Genomic DNA, 18,524 nt, shown 5'->3' with positions numbered 1-18,524 from the left:
AATGACACATAAATATACTATCAACGGAATGACTTGTTCAGGTTGTGAAAATAAAGTTCAAACGGATTTGTCTAAAGTTAAAAACATAACAAAAGTTGAAGTTTCTAAAGAAAAAAGTGAAGCTATAATTGAAATGTCAAAACATGTTGAACTTGATGATCTACAAAATGCTTTAGGTGGAAAAGATAGTAAATATCAAATTTCAATACCAAATACTTCAACAGAGATACTACCAAAAACCAGTTGTTGTTCAACTGAGAAAAAAGAACACAAACACGAAGGCCATAAGTACCAAAATAAAGCTGGAAAATACTATTGCCCGATGCATTGCGAAGGCGACAAAGTCTATGACAAAGCTGGTGATTGTCCTGTTTGTGGAATGGATTTGGTAAAAGAACCAACTCATAATATTTCAACTCAATATACTTGTCCAATGCACCCTGAAATAATTCGAGATGAACCAGGAAGTTGCCCTATTTGTGGAATGGACTTAGTACCCATGGAACCAACTGATTCCGAAGAAGATAAAACATATGATAAGCTTTGGCATAAAATGAAAATTGCGATGCTTTTCAGTATTCCAGTTTTTATTATTTCTATGTCTGATATGATTCCAAATAATCCTTTATATCAATTGATGGATTTAGAAAAATGGAATTGGATTCAATTTCTATTAACTATTCCAGTTGTTTTTTATGCTTGTTGGATGTTTTTTCAACGAGCTTGGAAATCCATAATTAATTGGAATTTAAACATGTTCACCTTAATCGGAATTGGAACAGGAGTTGCTTTTGTATTTAGTATTTTCGGAATGCTTTTTCCAAGTATATTTCCAGAACAATTTAAAACTGAAAGCGGAACGGTTCATTTGTATTTTGAAGCAACAGCTGTAGTATTAACGTTGGTTTTATTAGGTCAATTGTTAGAAGCAAAAGCACACAGCAGAACCAGTGGAGCAATCAAAGAATTATTGAAATTAGCACCAACGGAAGCAACTTTAGTGGTTGATGGACAAGAGAAAGTAATTTCCATACATGATATTAAAAAAGGAGATATACTTCGAGTAAAACCTGGTGAAAAAGTGCCTGTTGATGGGAAAATTAAAGAAGGAAATAGTACCATCGATGAATCCATGATTTCGGGTGAACCAATTCCTGTTGATAAAAAAGTAGATGATGAAGTAAGTTCTGGAACTATAAATGGAACCCAATCCTTTTTAATGATTGCTGAAAAAGTAGGTTCAGAAACACTATTATCACAAATCGTTCAAATGGTTAGTGAGGCTAGTCGTTCAAGAGCACCTATTCAGAATTTAGTGGATAAAGTAGCTAAATACTTTGTACCCATTGTTGTTCTTGTTTCTGTTATTACCTTTTTTGCTTGGTGGGTATTTGGACCAGAACCTAAATTGGTTTACGGATTTGTAAATGCTATTGCTGTTCTAATCATTGCTTGTCCTTGTGCATTAGGTTTAGCAACTCCAATGTCAGTTATGGTTGGAGTAGGTAAAGGAGCCAAATTAGGAGTCTTAATCAAAAACGCGGAAGCCATTGAAAAAATGGACAAGATTGATGTGTTAATCACAGATAAAACAGGAACATTAACAGAAGGAAAACCATCAGTAGAGAAAATTGTAGTAAAAAATGAAGATGAAAAAGAAGTTTTAGGAAAAATAGCTTCTTTAAATCAAAATAGTGAACATCCTTTGGCTACAGCGGTTGTGAACTTTGCTAAATCAAAAGAGGTTTCTTTTTCTAAAGTAGAGAACTTTGAATCCGTTACCGGAAAAGGAGTTGTTGGCTTCATTGGAAAGGAGAAAATAAGTTTAGGAAATAAGAAATTATTAGAACAAGAAAAAATTGATATTTCAAGTATTGAGCAAGAGGTAATTTCGGAACAAAAATTGGGTAAAACGGTTTCCTATATTGCTATTGATAATAGAGTAGTAGGTTATATCACGATTACTGATGCTATTAAAAAGACAAGTTTTGAAGCTATTCAAGAATTAAAGCGTCAAGATGTAGAAGTTATCATGTTAACGGGTGATAATGAAAATACAGCCAAAGCCGTTGCTTCTGAATTAAATCTTACGAATTTTAAAGCAAGTTGTTTGCCACAAGACAAATTAGAATACATAAAAAAACTTCAAGCTCAAGGAAAAATTGTAGCTATGGCTGGTGATGGTATAAATGATGCTCCAGCATTAGCTCAATCTGATATAGGAATTGCCATGGGAACAGGAACTGATGTTGCCATTGAAAGTGCAAAAATCACTCTTGTAAAAGGAGATTTACAAGGAATTGTAAAAGCAAAAAATTTAAGTCATGCAGTAATGAAAAACATCAAACAAAATCTGTTTTTCGCATTCATTTACAATTCTATTGGAATTCCAATTGCTGCAGGAGTATTGTTTCCAGTTTTTGGATTGTTACTTTCTCCAATGATTGCAGCTTTAGCCATGAGTTTTAGTTCCGTTTCAGTAATTGCAAATGCCTTGCGATTGCGAACTATAAAAATTTAAAAGAATGAATAAAATATATTATTTACTAGTTACACTATTAATATCGACCACAATTTTTAGTCAAAATGTCGTGCGATATGATTTACATGTTAGAGATTCCATCGTAAATTTTTCAGGTAAAGAAAAAAGAGCGATTGCAGTCAACGGTCAAATTCCAATGCCGACTTTGACATTCACAGAAGGTGATATTGCCGAAATTCATGTGTATAATCATTTGGATGAAGGAACTTCTTTACATTGGCATGGATTGTACTTGCCTAATAAAGAAGACGGAGTTCCATATTTAACTCAAATGCCAATCGAACCCGGAACAGAACATGTGTATCGTTTTCCAATTATTCAATCAGGAACACATTGGTATCATAGTCACAGCGGTTTGCAAGAGCAAATCGGAATGTACGGTTCATTAATTCTAAAGAAAAAAGTTGTTGACCCAGCGTTTCGAAAAGGAATCGATGATGTACCACAAGTTCCTATTATTTTGAGTGAATGGACCGATTACAAACCAGAAAATGTTCATAGAATGTTGCATAACGCTTCAGACTGGTTTGCCATAAAAAAAGGAACTACTCAAAGTTATGCGGAAGCACTAAAAGCAGGACATTTTAAAACAAAATTAACTAATGAATGGAAACGTATGTTAGCTATGGATGTTAGTGATGTTTATTATGATAAGTTTTTAATAAATGGACAGAATGAAAGTCAACTTTCCCAATTTAAAGCTGGAGATAAAGTTCGATTGCGAATTTCAAATGGTGGAGCATCTTCTTATTTTTGGTTAAAATATGCAGGAGGGAAAATGACAGTTGTTGCTAATGATGGAAACGATGTAGAACCTGTTGAAGTTGACCGTTTAATCATTGGAGTTTCAGAAACCTATGATGTAATTGTAACGATTCCAGCAGAGAATACTTCTTATGAATTTTTGGCAACTCCAGAAGATAGAACTAAATCAACTTCAATTTATATTGGTGAAGGAATCAAACAATTGACTACTCCAATGCCAAAATTAAAGTATTTTGAAGGCATGAAGATGATGAACAACATGATGAATATGGACGGAACTATGGACGATATGGGAATGGACATGAGTTTACAAAAAATAGACATGAATACGGTTATGTATCCTGAAATTTCCGGAAGTGCAATGAAAATGGATGAGGATAAAGACATGGATCATTCTAAACACTCAATGTCTTCAACAAAATCAGATATTGTGACTTTGAATTATTCGATGCTAAAATCACCAACAAAAACAACTTTACCAAAAGATGCACCAGTTCGTGAGCTTCGTTTTGAATTAACAGGAAACATGAACCGTTATGTTTGGAGTATGGATAATGTGGTACTTTCTGAAACCGACAAAATTTTGATTAAGAAAGGAGAAAATGTTCGCATTACTTTATACAATAATTCCATGATGCGTCATCCAATGCACTTACACGGTCACGATTTTAGAGTTCTGAATGGACAAGGAGAATTTGCACCATTAAAAAATGTACTAGACATTATGCCAATGGAAATGGATGTAATTGAATTTGAAGCTAATGCTGATGGTGATTGGTTTTTTCATTGTCATATTTTGTATCACATGATGGCTGGAATGAATCGTGTTTTTAGTTATGAAGATTCAAAACCAAACCCATATCTACCTAATAAAGCAGAAGCTTATAAAAAATTACAAGCAGAAAGCAATCAGTTTCATTTAATGGCAGAAAATGATTTTGCAACCAATGGAAATGATGGTAAAGCTATGTTACAAAATACACGATGGAGTTTTGGTACTGAATGGCGTTTGGGATATCATGATGATCATGGTTATGAATCAGAAACACACATTGGTAGGTATATTGGAAGAAATCAATGGTTTATGCCTTTTATCGGTTTTGATGCTCGTTATAGAAAATTAGACCATGGAGAAATAGAAGAAAATTTATTTGGACAAAAAAGTACAAAAGACAAACGTATTCAAGCAAGTTTAGGTTTTGCTTATACATTACCTATGTTAGTTATATTTCAAGCTGAAGCTTATCATGATGGAAATGTAAGACTGCAACTTATGCGTGAAGATATTCCTCTTTCAAAACGATTACGAATGGCTTTTATGGTAAATACAGACAAAGAATATATGGTAGGTTTAAAATATATAATTGGTAAAAACATGGGAATAACAACCCATTATGACAGTGATATGGGATTAGGTTTTGGTATTAATGTCAATTATTGATTCTTCTTTGTTAACCCTTTATTTTTAAGAATTTCTCTTCTTTCTTTATGTTTCATATAAGTATAGTGATGTTGTACGGTGTTTATAAAGCTCAAAATCATTCCAATTCCTGCTACAATATAAAGAATAGTAAATAACTTTCCTTCATCTGTTTTGGGAGCAAAATCACCAAATCCAATGGTAGTTAGTGTTACAACCGAAAAATATAGAGAATCTATATAAGACCAACCTTCAAGATAATGGTATACTAAAGTTCCTGTTATAATAATAAGGATAGTTGTAATAAGTAAATCCCTATACTCATCATCTTTGATAAATGATATTAAAGTTCTTATGAAAAACATAAATATATTTTAATAATTAGTTTTGATAATTGTAAATTTAAGAAATTTTTAACAAACTAAAGAAATAATAGCGGTTGTTAATATTATTTATATAAAAGGACTTTTTTTTTAGCTTAAAATACTAAAATATTTTTATCTTGCTAAAAAGATTTTTTTATGAATTATGTAGTTATAATTACTATTTGTGCTTTACTGCTATTGGCTTATGCCTTTACAGTAACATCAAATAAAACACAAATTCCGTCAGTGATATTATTAATATTAATGGGCTGGCTTGTTAAGCAAGGAACAGGTATTTTAGACATTGTTATTCCTGATTTAAATCCATTATTACCTTTCTTTGGTACTGTTGGACTAATATTGATTGTTTTAGAAGGTTCACTAGAACTCCAATTTAATAAAAAAAAGTTACCCTTTATTGGAAAAACCTTGGTAACAGCTATTGTTCCTTTGTTTGTAACGGCATTTATAGTTGGTCATTTTTTCTATTATTTTTTAGATGCAGATTACAAACAAGGATTGATTAATGCCATTCCATTATGTATTATTAGTAGTGCCATTGCAATTTCAAGTGTTGGTAATTTAAGCTCATTTAATAAAGAATTTGCTATTTATGAAAGTAGTTTGTCTGATATTTTAGGAGTTTTGTTCTTTAATTTTTTAGTTTTAAATGATGTAATTAATTTAGAAACGGTTGGTAATTTTGGATTACAAATTTTAATCATGTTGATCATTTCATTTATTGCAACTGCTTTTTTAGCCTTTTTATTGAGTAGAATTGACCATCATGTAAAATTTGCGCCAATTGTCCTTTTAATTATTCTAATATATGCAGTATCAGAAATTTATCATTTACCAGCTTTAATTTTTATAATGATTTTTGGCCTAATTATGGGTAATTTTGATGAATTAGAACGCTTTAGTTTTATTAAATTTCTAAACCCTAAAGCCTTAGATAAAGAAGTTTTTAAATTTAAGGAGTTAACCATTGAAGCGGCTTTTTTAGTTCGTTCTTTGTTCTTTATATTATTTGGTTTTTTAATTGAAACTGCAGATGTTTTAAATCCAAATACATTCGAATTAGCATTAGGAATAGTTGTACTTATTTACCTAATAAGAGCTATACAGTTAAAAATATATAAAATGGAATTAATGCCATTATTATTTGTAGCGCCAAGAGGTTTGATAACTATTTTGCTTTTTATTGGAATTCCTAGTGCATTAAAAATTGATTTGGTAAATAGAGCCTTAATTATTCAAGTAATTGTATTAACAGCTTTAATAATGATGTTTGGTTTAATGTTCAATAAAAATACCTCAGAATCAAAAAAAGAGAATGATTCTAATTTAAAAATTGATATAGACGTTCCCTTATAAAAGTAAAAACCGTCAAGAAACTTATCTTGACGGTTTATACAAACTAAATTAAATCAAACTTTACTACTTTAGAAAGCGTACTTGTTTTCCGCAATCAATTTAGCAGCAATTTTTTCACGAAGACCAATTACATTTGGCATATTCGCATATTTTGTAAATCGTTTTAGCCCCATCAACATCATACGTTGTTCATCACCTTCAGCAAAAGAAACAATTCCTTCTTTTCCTTTTTGGTTAATGATATCTACTGCATGATATAAATATAATTGAGCCATTGCAATTTGTTCTTGTACTTTGTCAGCACCTTCTTTTTTAGCTAATTTTTCAGTTCTAAGAATAGTACTTTCAGCCATATAAACTTCAATTAAAATATCTGAAGCAGCCATTAATAATTGTTGGTGATCTTCTAATTCTTGTCCGTATTTTTGAACAGCTGCACCAGCAACCATTAAGAATACTTTTTTCAGTTTAGCAATCATTTCTTTTTCTTCAGCAAATAATTCAGAATAATCTGGAACATCAAAAGAAGGAATTCCCATTAATTCTTCACCTACTGCCATAGCTGGTCCTAATAAATCAACATGACCTTTCATTGCTTTTTTAACTAACATTCCAACAGATAACATTCTGTTGATTTCGTTAGTTCCTTCGTATATTCTTGCAATACGAGCATCTCTCCAAGCACTTTCCATTGGTGCATCTTCTGAGAATCCCATTCCACCAAAAATTTGAATTCCTTCATCGGTACAAGATTGTACATCTTCAGAAACGGCAACTTTTAAGATTGAACATTCAATAGCAAATTCTTCAACACCTTTTAATTCAGCCTCTTGATGAGAATTTCCTTCAGTAACTCTAATGTTAATTCTGTTTTCAATATCATGAGCAGCTCTATAAGTTGCACTTTCACCAGCATAAGAATTTGTTGCCATTTCTGCTAATTTAGCTTGAATAGCTCCAAAACTAGAAATAGGAACATTAAATTGAACTCTTTCATTAGCATATTGAACAGCTGTAGAAATTGTTCTACGTTGTGCTTCTAAACAAGCTGCTGCTAATTTAATACGTCCAACGTTTAATGCATTCATAGCAATTTTAAAACCTTCACCTTGTCCTGCTAACATATTTTCAACCGGAACTTTTGTATCGTTAAAATATACTTGTCGAGTAGAAGAAGAGCGTATTCCTAATTTATGTTCTTCATCACCTAATGAAATTCCGTTTGAAGGATCATTTTCAACGATGAATCCTGTAATATTTTTATCATCACCAATTCTAGCAAATACAATAAAAACTTGACAGAAACCTGCGTTTGAAATCCACATTTTACCACCAGTAATGCTATAATATTTTCCATCTTCCGATAAAACAGCTTTTGTTTTTCCTGAATTGGCATCAGAACCTGCACCTGGTTCCGTTAAGCAATAAGCTCCAAACCATTCACCAGTAGCCAATTTAGGGACATATTTTTGTTTTTGTTCTTCTGTTCCATATAAAGTAATTGGCATAGTTCCAATTCCAGTATGAGCCCCAAAAGCTGTTGAAAATGAACCTGTTGCACCAGAAATGTAATCACAAACTAAAACGGTATTTGTAAAACCCATTCCCATTCCACCATAAGCTTCAGGAACAGCTATACTTAAGTAACCTAATTCACCCGCTTTTTTCATTACCTCTTCAGTAAGTGCGTAATCTTTCTTTTCAAAACGCTCTTTATTTGGCCATAATTCTTTGTCTACGAATTCGATAACCGAATCACGCATCATAATTTGCTCTTCTGAAAAATCTTCTGGTGTGAAGATGTCTTCACATTTTGTTTCTTTTACAAGGAATTGTCCTCCTCTGATAATATCTGCCATGACTTATAATTTGTTATATTATATTATTATTTTGAACATAGATTTAAGAAATTAATAAAATTTTAAAAACTTCTCTGATTCCTTAAATCTGTATTCCTTTATTTTTTACTTTAAAAATTCGTAAATTCCTGCTGTACCTTGACCAGTTCCAACACACATAGTTACCATTCCGTATTTCGCATTTCCACGTTTACGCATTTCGTCAAATAACTGAACTGATAATTTTGCACCTGTACAGCCAAGTGGGTGACCTAATGCAATTGCTCCACCATTAACGTTTACGATATCAGGATTTAAACCTAATTCACGAGTAACCGCTAATGATTGCGATGCGAAAGCTTCGTTTAATTCAATTAAATCAATGTCTGATTGTTTTAAACCAGCTTGTTTTAATACTTTTGGAATTGCTTTAACTGGTCCCATTCCCATGATTCTTGGTTCAACACCTGCAGAAGCAAAATTTACTAATCTTGCAATAGGTTCAAGGTTTAATTCTTTAACCATTTCTTCACTCATTACTAATACAAAAGCTGCACCATCACTCATTTGAGAGGAGTTTCCAGCAGTTACACTTCCATCAGCTGCAAATACAGGACGTAATCTAGCTAATGCTTCAACTGAAGTTCCAGCTCTTGGACCTTCATCTTTATTTACAACGTAAGAACGTGTTTCTTTTTTACCGTTTTCATTTACGAAAGTTTCATTCACAGTAATAGGAACAATTTGTTCATCAAATCTACCTTCAGCTTGTGCTTTTAAGGCTTTCATGTGTGATTTAAAAGCAAATTCATCTTGATCTTCACGAGAAACTTTAAATTGGTTGGCAACAGCCTCTGCCGTTAAACCCATTCCCCAATAATAATCTTCGTGACCGTCTTTTGATAATTTATAATCTGGAGTTGGTCTGTATCCACCCATCGGAATAAAACTCATGCTTTCTGCACCACCTGCGATGATACAATTAGCCATTCCTGATTGGATTTTAGCAGTTGCCATTCCGATAGTTTCAATTCCAGATGCACAGTATCTATTTACTGTTACACCAGGTACATCTTCAACTTTTAATCCCATTAAGGAAATTAAACGTGCCATATTTAAACCTTGTTCGGCTTCTGGCATTGCATTACCAACCATGACATCGTCAATACGAGTTTTGTCAAAGTTTGGTAACTCATTCATCATGTGTTCTATTGTTTCAGCAGCCAGTTCATCTGATCTTTTGAAACGAAAAACGCCTTTTGGTGCTTTTCCTACGGCTGTACGATAAGCCTTTACTATATATGCAGTTTTCATATTTTTATTTTTTATTTTGGAACACAGATTTAATAAATTAGAGAAATTTTAAAAATTTTAATTATTTCTTAAATCTGTGTTCCTTTTTAATATTAGAATATTGATTAATATTAATTTCTCAACGGTTTTCCTTTAGTTAACATGTGCTGAATTCTTTCTAACGATTTTCTTTCACCTGTTAGTGATAAAAAGGCTTCTCTTTCTAAATCTAATAAATATTGTTCTGTTACTAGAGTTGGTTCAGATAAATCGCCACCAGCCATAACGTAAGCCAATTTGTTTGCAATTTTTTTATCGTGTTCTGAAATATATTTACCAGCTTCCATACTATCAGTTCCAACTAAGAACATACCTAAAGCTTGTTTTCCTAAAACTTTTATATCTTTTCTTCTTGGCGCTTGAGTGTATCCTTGTTCTGCCATTTGCATTGCTACTTGTTTTGCAGTTGCAATTTGACGGTCTTTATTTACAACCACAATGTCTCTTCCTTTAATAAGAACTCCGTTATCAAAACCTTCGTAAGCAGAAGTTGCAACTTTAGCCATACCAACTGTTAAGAAATATTCTTGTAAAACATTTAATTCAACGTCATTTTTACGGAAAAGATCAGAAGCTCTTAAAGCCATTTCTTTAGAACCACCACCACCAGGAATTACACCTACTCCAAATTCTACTAAACCAATATAAGTTTCAGCAGCGGCAACAGCTCTATCTGCGTGCATTGTAAGTTCACAACCACCACCAAGTGTCATTCCGTGAGGAGCAGCAATAACTGGAATAGCTGAATAACGACAACGCATCATAGTGTCCTGGAACATTTTGATAGCCATGTTTAATTCGTCATATTCTTGCTCAACAGCCATCATGAAAATCATTCCTAAATTAGCTCCAACAGAGAAATTTGAACCTTGATTTCCGATTACTAAACCGTTGTATTCTTTTTCTGCAATGTCAATAGCTTTGTTTATTCCTTGCAAAACTCCAGCTCCTATTGAGTTCATTTTTGAAGTAAATTCTAAATTGATAATTCCATCGCCTAAATCAGTAATGATAGAATCGCTGTTGTTCCATATTTTTTTGCTTTCGCGTATGTTATTTAAGATGATAAAGGCATCTTGACCCGGAATTTTTTCTACTTTTTTATTAGTGATAGAGTAGAAGTAAGTTGCACCTTCTTTTATGGAGTAAAAAGAAGTCACTCCAGAAGCTAACATATCATTAACCCATGCAGCAGGAGTATAACCTTCCGCTTTCATTAATTCGATTCCTTTTTCAACTCCGATTGCGTCCCAAATTTCGAAAGGACCATTTTCCCAACCGAAACCAGCTTTCATAGCATCGTCAATTTTGTAAAAATCTTCTGTGATTTCTGGAATACGGTTAGAACAATATTGGAACATTGAAGCGAAGTTTTTTCTGTAGAATTCACCTGCTTTGTCTTTTCCTTTTACTAAAACTTTGAATCTGTCAATTGGTTTGTCAATTGTTTTTGTTAATTCTAAAGTTGCGAATGAAGCTTTTTTACTAGCTCTATATTCTAAAGTATCTAAATCTAAGGTAAGAATTTCTTTACCTTCTTTTTTATAGAAACCTTGACCCGATTTACTTCCAAGCCATTGGTTTTTCATCATTTTATTTACAAATTCAGGAAGCTTAAACAATTCATGTGATTCGTCGTTTGGACAATTTTCATAAATTCCGTTAGCTACGTGAACTAAAGTATCTAAACCAACTACATCAACTGTTCTAAAAGTAGCTGATTTTGGACGACCGATAACTGGACCAGTCAATTTATCCACTTCTTCAACGGTTAATCCCATTTCTTTTACTTGGTGGAATAAACTTTGGATTCCGAAGATTCCGATTCTATTTCCAATAAAAGCTGGAGTATCTTTGGCTAGAACTGAAGTTTTTCCTAAGAATTTTTCACCATAACCATTCAAGAAATCTAATACATCTTGAGAAGTTTTTGGACCAGGGATTATTTCAAATAATTTTAAGTAACGTGCTGGATTGAAGAAATGCGTTCCACAAAAATGTTTTTGAAAATCTTCACTTCTTCCTTCGCTCATAAAGTGAATTGGAATTCCAGAAGTATTAGAAGTTATTAAAGTTCCAGGTTTTCTGAATTTTTCAACTTGTTCGAAAACTAGTTTTTTGATATCTAGTCTTTCAACTACTACTTCAATGATCCAATCTACATCAGCTATTTTTTTCATATCATCAGTAGTATTACCAGTAGTAATTCTATCAGCAAAACTTGAATGATAAATAGGAGATGGTTTCGATTTTAAAGCGTTCATTAAATGGTCGTTTACTAAACGATTTCTAACAGCTTTACTCTCTAAAGTTAATCCTTTTTTTTGTTCAGCATCTGTTAATTCTCTTGGAACGATGTCTAATAATAAGACTTCGACACCAATATTGGCAAAATGACAAGCAATTCCGCTTCCCATAATTCCTGAACCAATAACAGCTACTTTTTTAATATTACGTTTCATATGTTGTTAATATTTGTTTTTTTACTTGTCATATGTTATCGCTTTTTTATTTGTATTTGCTTTAGCAAATTTTTTATAGTTGCGATTTCATATATGTATAAATGTTATTTTTTTTGTAATTCTTGTTCTAAAAATATTTTTTTATCGGAAATTAAATCGTTAATTATTTCAGCAACTTCCATAAAGTGTTGTAATTTTTCTGGGGAAACAACATCTTTAATTGTTTCATTAAATCTTACAACTGTTGATTTTGATAGATCTCTTTTTTCTTGACCAAAAGGAGTTAGGTGGATGATCACTCCACGTCCGTCGTTTGGGTTTTTCTTTCGAATGATTAACCCCTTTTCTTCCATTGATTTTAATGTTCTTGTAAGACTAGTCGCTTCCATTCCCATTTTTGGACCTAATGCTGTAGAAGAAGTTCCTTTTTCTTTATCAATACTTAAAAGAGCAAATCCTGTAGCCATTGTGGCTTCATACTTTGAAGCTTCTTCATTATACATACGAGCGACAGCTTGCCAAGTTGCACGAAGTGCATAATCTATTGTTTTATCCTTCATAAATATTGAATTGAAACTCAAAGATAAAAAAAAATACTATGCGCGCATAGTATTTTAGAAAAAATTACAATTATTTTTCAATATTAATTATTTTTTAATAAAAAAATAATCATTTCATAATATAATGTCTTATTTTTTGTCATATTGTGGGAAAATTGATTAAAACAACAAAGCTCTTCTAATTTAGAAGAGCTTTGTTTGATTATTTTTCACCATATATTTTAGTGTACAGGTCTTTATATATACCAATGATTATTTTTCTTTTTAGTTTCATTGTTGGTGTTAAATGTCCTCCTTCGATACTCCAAATATCTGGAGTTAATTCAAATCTTTTGATTTTTTCCCAATTTCCAAAGTGTTCATTTACATCATTCACTTCTTCTTGTATTCTTGCGATTACATTTTCGTTGGAAGAGATTTCTTTATTGGTTGATCCAATTGAGAGTTTTTTTCTTACAGCCCATTCCTTGATAAATTCAAAATTAGGTTGTATAAAAGCTGCAGGCATTTTCTCACCATCACCAATAACCATAATTTGCTCAATAAATCTAGACTCTTTAAAGCTGTTTTCAAGAATTTGTGGAGCTACATATTTACCTCCAGATGTTTTGAACATTTCTTTTTTACGATCAGTAATTTTTAAGAAACCATCAGAATCAATTTCACCAATATCACCAGTATGAAAATAACCATCGTTTGTAAGCACTTCTTTTGTTTTTTCTTCTTCTTTGAAATAACCAACCATAACGTTTGGTCCTTTACAAAGAATTTCACCGTCTTCAGCTATTTTTACCTCGACGCCATCTAGAACTTTCCCGACAGATCCAACTCTAAAACCACCATTTCTCATGTCATTAACAGAAATTACAGGTGAGGTTTCGGTCAAACCATATCCTTCCATAACAGGAATATTTGCCGCACAGAAAACTTTTGAAAGTCTCGTCTGTAAAGCAGCACTTCCGCAAACTAATAATTCTAGTTCACCACCAAGACCTTCTTGCCATTTGGAGAAAATTAATTTACGAGCTATTTTTAATTGGAATTCATACCAAGCACCATTTTCGCCATAAGGTTTATAGTTCATACCTAAGTCTAAAGCCCAGAAGAATAATTTTTTCTTGATTCCAGTTAGAGCATCACCTTTAGCATAAATTTTATCATAAACTTTTTCTAACAATCGAGGAACAACTGACATCACATGTGGATGTACTTCTTTTAAATTGTCACTAATCTTTTCAATACTTTCGGCAAAGTAGATTGAAATACCATAGTATTGATATAAATAAGTAAGCATTCTTTCAAAAATGTGACAAATAGGCAAGAAGCTTAAGGCTCTTGTATCTCCAGCTCTTAAAGGTACTCTTGGAGCACTCATTAATACATCTGAAACAATGTTTTGATGCGTTAGCATAACACCTTTTGGTCTTCCGGTAGTTCCAGAGGTATATATTAATGTTGCTAAATCGGTTGTAACAATAGCATCTTTCCTAGCTTCGACTTGGTCTTGATTATCTTTGTTTTCTCCTAAAGTTAAAATTTCTTTCCAGTTTTTACAACCATCTATTTCGTTAAAAGAATAGACTTCTTTTAATTTTGGAACATTTTTTTGAATGGCTTTAACTTTTTGATACACTTCATCATCAGATACAAAGCAGTAAATTGACTCAGAATGATTCAAAATATATTCATAATCTTCTTCTGAAATCGTTGGATAAATAGGTACATTTTGAGCACCAGTTTGTAAAATACCAACATCACAGATATGCCATTCTGTTCTGTTTGAAGAAGAAATAACAGCAATTTTATCATTTACATTTACTCCTAAACGTAATAAACCTCTAGAAATAGCATTCGCTTTATCTAAATATTCTTGTGTTGAAGTTTTTATCCACTCGTCACCATATTTAGTAACTAATGAATCAGATAAACTATATTTTTCTAATTGGTGATAAGGAAAGTCAAACAATCTAGTAATTGTATTCATATTTTTGCATAATTAAGTGAATGCAAATTATGAAAATTTAATTAATTAACCAATTTTTTATGAATATGATAATCTGTTTATTTTATCTTATTGAAAACAAGAATATTATGCATGCATACTAAAATAAAAATACCCTTTAAATTAAGTTTTTAAAGGGTGTAATTTGTATTATTTTTCTTCAATCCATTGTTTTGCATTCACAAAAGCTTCAATCCAAGGCGAAACTTGGTCGTTTCTGTCTTTTGGATAATTTGCCCAATTCCAAGGGAAAGTTGAACGCTCAATATGTGGCATCATTACTAAATGTCTTCCTGTTGTGTCACACATCATTGCTGTGTTGTAATCAGAACCATTAGGATTTGCAGGATAACCTTCGTAAGCATATTTAGCTACAATATTATATTGATCTTCTGTATTTGGTAAATTAAATTTTCCTTCACCATGTGATATCCAAACTCCTAAAGTACTTCCAGCTAGAGTTTTTAGCATTACTGAGTTATTTTCTTGAATGGTTACAGATGTAAATCCACTTTCATGTTTATGTGAATCGTTGTGTTTCATTTTTCCATGAACTTCGTGTTCTGGATTGATGACTTCTAATTCCATAAATAATTGGCAACCGTTACAAATTCCAACAGAAAGTGTGTCTTCTCTTTTGAAGAAGTTTTTTAAAGCTATGTTTGCTTTTTCGTTGTATAAAAATGCTCCAGCCCAACCTTTTGCACTTCCTAAAACATCTGAATTAGAAAAACCACCAACAGCACCAATAAACTGAATGTCTTCTAATGTTTCTCTTCCTGATATTAAATCAGTCATGTGAACATCTTTTACATCAAATCCAGCCAAATACATAGCATTAGCCATTTCTCGTTCAGAATTACTTCCTTTTTCACGTATAATAGCTGCTTTTGGTCTTGGTTTTGTTTCATTTAGTACTGGATTTGTTCCAGTGAAATGAGCTGGGAATGTATATTTTAAAGGTTGATTGGCAAAATTTTCAAAACGTTCTAATGATTTTCCGTTTTTAGTTTGTCTTTGATCTAATAAGAATGAAGTTTCAAACCACATTTCTCTATATTTAGGAATATTTAATGTTGTTTGTTGTCCGTTTTGTGATATATTTAATGAATTACCTTCTATTGTTGTTCCGAGTTTAAAATATTCAATATCAGCTAAAGCTTTTTCAAAAACTAAATCATCATTGGCTTGAAGAACAATACCAATGTTTTCAGAAAATAAAATTTTAACTAAATCTTTTTCTGAAAAACTATCGAATGAAATGTATGCTCCAAGATTTTCATCTGCGAAACACATTTCTAAGAGAGTAGTAATTAATCCACCACTTCCAATATCATGACCAGCAGCAATTTGGTTGTCTTTAATTAAATCTTGAATTGCATTAAAAGCTTTTTTAAAGAAAGAAGCATCTTTGATAGTTGGCACATCATTTCCAATTTTATTCAAAGTTTGTGCGAATGAACTTCCTGCTAATTTGAAGGCATCCTGAGATAAATTAATATAATAAATTGACCCTTTATTTTTTTGAAGAACTGGTTCAACTACTTTTGTGATATCATTACAGTTTCCTGCAGCAGATATGATGACAGTTCCAGGAGCTATTACTTCTTCATTAGCATATTTTTGCTTCATAGAAAGCGAATCTTTTCCTGTTGGAATATTAATTCCTAACTCAATAGCAAAATCAGAACAAGCTTGAACTGCTTCGTATAATCGAGCATCTTCACCTTCATTTTTACATGCCCACATCCAGTTGGCAGAAAGTGAAACACTTTTTAAATTTTCTTTTAAAGGAGCAAAAACAATATTAGATAAAGCTTCAGCAATAGCAGTTCTACTTCCAGCAGTTGGATTAACCAAAGCAGAAATAGGAGAGTGGCCTATTGAAGTTGCAATTCCTTCTTTTCCTTTGTAATCCAGAGCCATGACTCCAACATTGTTTAAAGGCAATTGAATTGGTCCAGCACATTGTTGTTTGGCAACTTTTCCACCAACACAACGATCTACTTTATTTGTTAACCAATCTTTACAAGCAACAGCTTCTAGTTTTAGTAATTCTTCTAAATATTGTGGAATAGCATCTGGAAAATAATGTAAATCTGCATATTTTCTGTCGATAGTTTTATCATCCATGATAGTTTTTGGAGAACTTCCAAACATGTCCTCTAAAGCAAAATCCATTGGTTTAGCACCAGTAGTTTTACTTTCAAAGGTGAATCTATGATTATCCGTCACATCACCAACTTGATACATTGGAGAACGTTCTCTGTCGGCAATTTTTTGTAAAGTATCTATGTCTTTTTGACCGATAACTAATCCCATTCTTTCTTGAGATTCATTACCAATTATTTCTTTAGCAGAAAGCGTTGGGTCTCCAACAGGTAATTTATCTAAATCGATTAAACCTCCAGTTTCTTCTACTAATTCAGACAAACAATTTAAGTGACCACCAGCTCCATGATCATGAATTGATACAATAGGATTTGTTTCACTTTCAATTAAACCACGAATTGCATTTGCTGCACGTTTTTGCATTTCTGGATTAGATCGTTGAATGGCATTTAATTCAATTCCAGAACCGAATGCACCAGTGTCAGCTGAAGAAACAGCGGCACCACCCATACCAATTCTGTAGTTTTCACCACCAAGAATTACTATTTTATCACCAGGAGTTGGTTTTTCTTTTTGGGCTTGAGAAGCTTTTCCATAACCAATTCCACCAGCTTGCATAATTACTTTATCGTACCCTAATTTTCTACCATCTTCTTCATGTTCAAAAGTTAAGATTGAACCTGTAATTAAAGGTTGTCCAAATTTGTTTCCAAAATCAGATGCTCCGTTTGAAGCTTTGACTAAAATATCCATTGGTGTTTGGTACAACCATTTTCTTTCTGGCATACCATTTTCGTATGTTCTGTTGTTTGTTAAACGCGAATATGATGTCATGTAAACAGCAGTACCTGCTAACGGTAAAGAACCTTGACCACCCGCTAATCTATCGCGAATTTCTCCACCAGCACCAGTTGCAGCTCCATTGAAAGGTTCAACTGTGGTTGGGAAATTATGTGTTTCTGCTTTTATAGAAATTACTGATTCAAAATCTGTTTTTTGATAAAAATCTGGTTTGTCAGCACTTTTTGGTGCAAATTGTTCTACAACAGGACCTTTTATAAATGCTACGTTATCTTTATAAGCTGAAACAATATCATTAGGATTTTCAGCAGCAGTCTTTTTAATTAACTTGAATAAAGAGGTGTCTTTTTCAATGCCATCAATAATAAATGTTCCGTTGAAAATTTTATGTCTACAATGTTCTGAATTCACTTGTGAGAATCCAAACACTTCAGAATCGGTTAGTTTTCTATTTAATTTTTCAGCTAAATTTTCAAGATATGTTACTTCTTCATCATTTAATGCTAAACCTTCTTGTTTGTTATATTTTGCAATATCTTCAATTTCAATAATAGATTCAGGCAGAATGTTAACTGTATAAATGTCTTGATTTAGTTCATTATATTTTTGAGATAACATTGGGTCAAATTCAGAGAAATTTTCAGTTGTTTTAAAGAATTCTTCAATTCTAATAATATCTGAAATTCCCATATTTTGAGTAATTTCAACAGCGTTTGTACTCCAAGGTGTAATCATTGCAGCTCTAGGTCCAACAAAAAAATCCGCAAGAACGGATTTATCTATTTTATGAGCGTCACCAAATAACCAATTTAATTTAGAAATAGTTTCTGCTGAAAGGTCGTTTTGCGTTTGTACGGCAAAAACAGTATCACTTTCGTTTCCGAAGAAATGAATCATTTTGTTGTTGTTTGTGTTGTTATTGCAAAT

General features: G+C 32.2%; 10 protein-coding genes. 3 read left to right on the top strand and 7 right to left on the bottom strand.

Translation table 11 applies throughout. The features are described 5' to 3' along the window. The first annotated feature begins 1 nt into the window (after nucleotide 1). Complete coding sequence (locus G507_RS0105000; RefSeq protein WP_026716457.1) at nucleotides 2–2,521, top strand: heavy metal translocating P-type ATPase; 2,520 nt, start codon at nucleotides 2–4, stop codon at nucleotides 2,519–2,521. Between the two features lie 4 nt (nucleotides 2,522–2,525). Beyond that, nucleotides 2,526–4,748 carry a multicopper oxidase family protein gene (locus tag G507_RS0104995; RefSeq protein WP_026716456.1) on the top strand — a complete coding sequence of 741 codons (2,223 nt, stop codon included), beginning with the start codon at nucleotides 2,526–2,528 and terminating at the stop codon, nucleotides 4,746–4,748. Here G507_RS0104995 and G507_RS0104990 read toward each other — a convergent pair. Beyond that, complete coding sequence (locus tag G507_RS0104990; RefSeq protein ID WP_026716455.1) at nucleotides 4,742–5,092, bottom strand: potassium channel family protein; 351 nt, start codon at nucleotides 5,090–5,092, stop codon at nucleotides 4,742–4,744. The two genes, G507_RS0104995 and G507_RS0104990, sit on opposite strands and share 7 nt — an antisense overlap. A gap of 156 nt (nucleotides 5,093–5,248) precedes the next feature. Between G507_RS0104990 and G507_RS0104985 the strand changes: the two genes are divergently transcribed. Continuing rightward, on the top strand, nucleotides 5,249–6,469 hold the full coding sequence (locus G507_RS0104985) for a cation:proton antiporter (protein WP_035665686.1): 1,221 nt from the start codon (nucleotides 5,249–5,251) through the stop codon (nucleotides 6,467–6,469). Nucleotides 6,470–6,537: 68 nt separating this feature from the next. On the opposite strand, the gene G507_RS0104980 is transcribed toward G507_RS0104985, so the two are convergent. From G507_RS0104980 to purL, 6 genes are all read right to left on the bottom strand, one after another. Next, nucleotides 6,538–8,328 (bottom strand): acyl-CoA dehydrogenase family protein, encoded by a 1,791-nt coding sequence (locus tag G507_RS0104980; RefSeq protein ID WP_026716453.1) that lies wholly within the window; start codon nucleotides 8,326–8,328, stop codon nucleotides 6,538–6,540. 105 nt (nucleotides 8,329–8,433) lie between these two features. Beyond that, a complete protein-coding gene (locus G507_RS0104975; RefSeq protein WP_026716452.1) occupies nucleotides 8,434–9,621 on the bottom strand; it encodes an acetyl-CoA C-acyltransferase in 1,188 nt (395 codons plus the stop codon). A gap of 110 nt (nucleotides 9,622–9,731) precedes the next feature. Beyond that, on the bottom strand, nucleotides 9,732–12,122 hold the full coding sequence (locus G507_RS0104970; protein ID WP_026716451.1) for a 3-hydroxyacyl-CoA dehydrogenase/enoyl-CoA hydratase family protein: 2,391 nt from the start codon (nucleotides 12,120–12,122) through the stop codon (nucleotides 9,732–9,734). Between the two features lie 104 nt (nucleotides 12,123–12,226). Then, nucleotides 12,227–12,682 (bottom strand): MarR family winged helix-turn-helix transcriptional regulator, encoded by a 456-nt coding sequence (locus G507_RS0104965; RefSeq protein WP_026716450.1) that lies wholly within the window; start codon nucleotides 12,680–12,682, stop codon nucleotides 12,227–12,229. A 202-nt stretch (nucleotides 12,683–12,884) separates the two neighbouring features. Continuing rightward, nucleotides 12,885–14,666 (bottom strand): AMP-dependent synthetase/ligase, encoded by a 1,782-nt coding sequence (locus tag G507_RS0104960; RefSeq protein WP_026716449.1) that lies wholly within the window; start codon nucleotides 14,664–14,666, stop codon nucleotides 12,885–12,887. 168 nt (nucleotides 14,667–14,834) lie between these two features. Next, complete coding sequence (gene purL / locus G507_RS0104955) at nucleotides 14,835–18,494, bottom strand: phosphoribosylformylglycinamidine synthase (RefSeq protein ID WP_026716448.1); 3,660 nt, start codon at nucleotides 18,492–18,494, stop codon at nucleotides 14,835–14,837. Nucleotides 18,495–18,524: the final 30 nt, after the last annotated feature.

It is taken from the genome of Flavobacterium gelidilacus DSM 15343, from assembly GCF_000422685.1.
GTDB classification, from domain to species: domain Bacteria; phylum Bacteroidota; class Bacteroidia; order Flavobacteriales; family Flavobacteriaceae; genus Flavobacterium; species Flavobacterium gelidilacus.
Note: the sequence above shows the minus strand (reverse complement) of the source record. Positions and strands in the feature narration are given on the sequence as shown.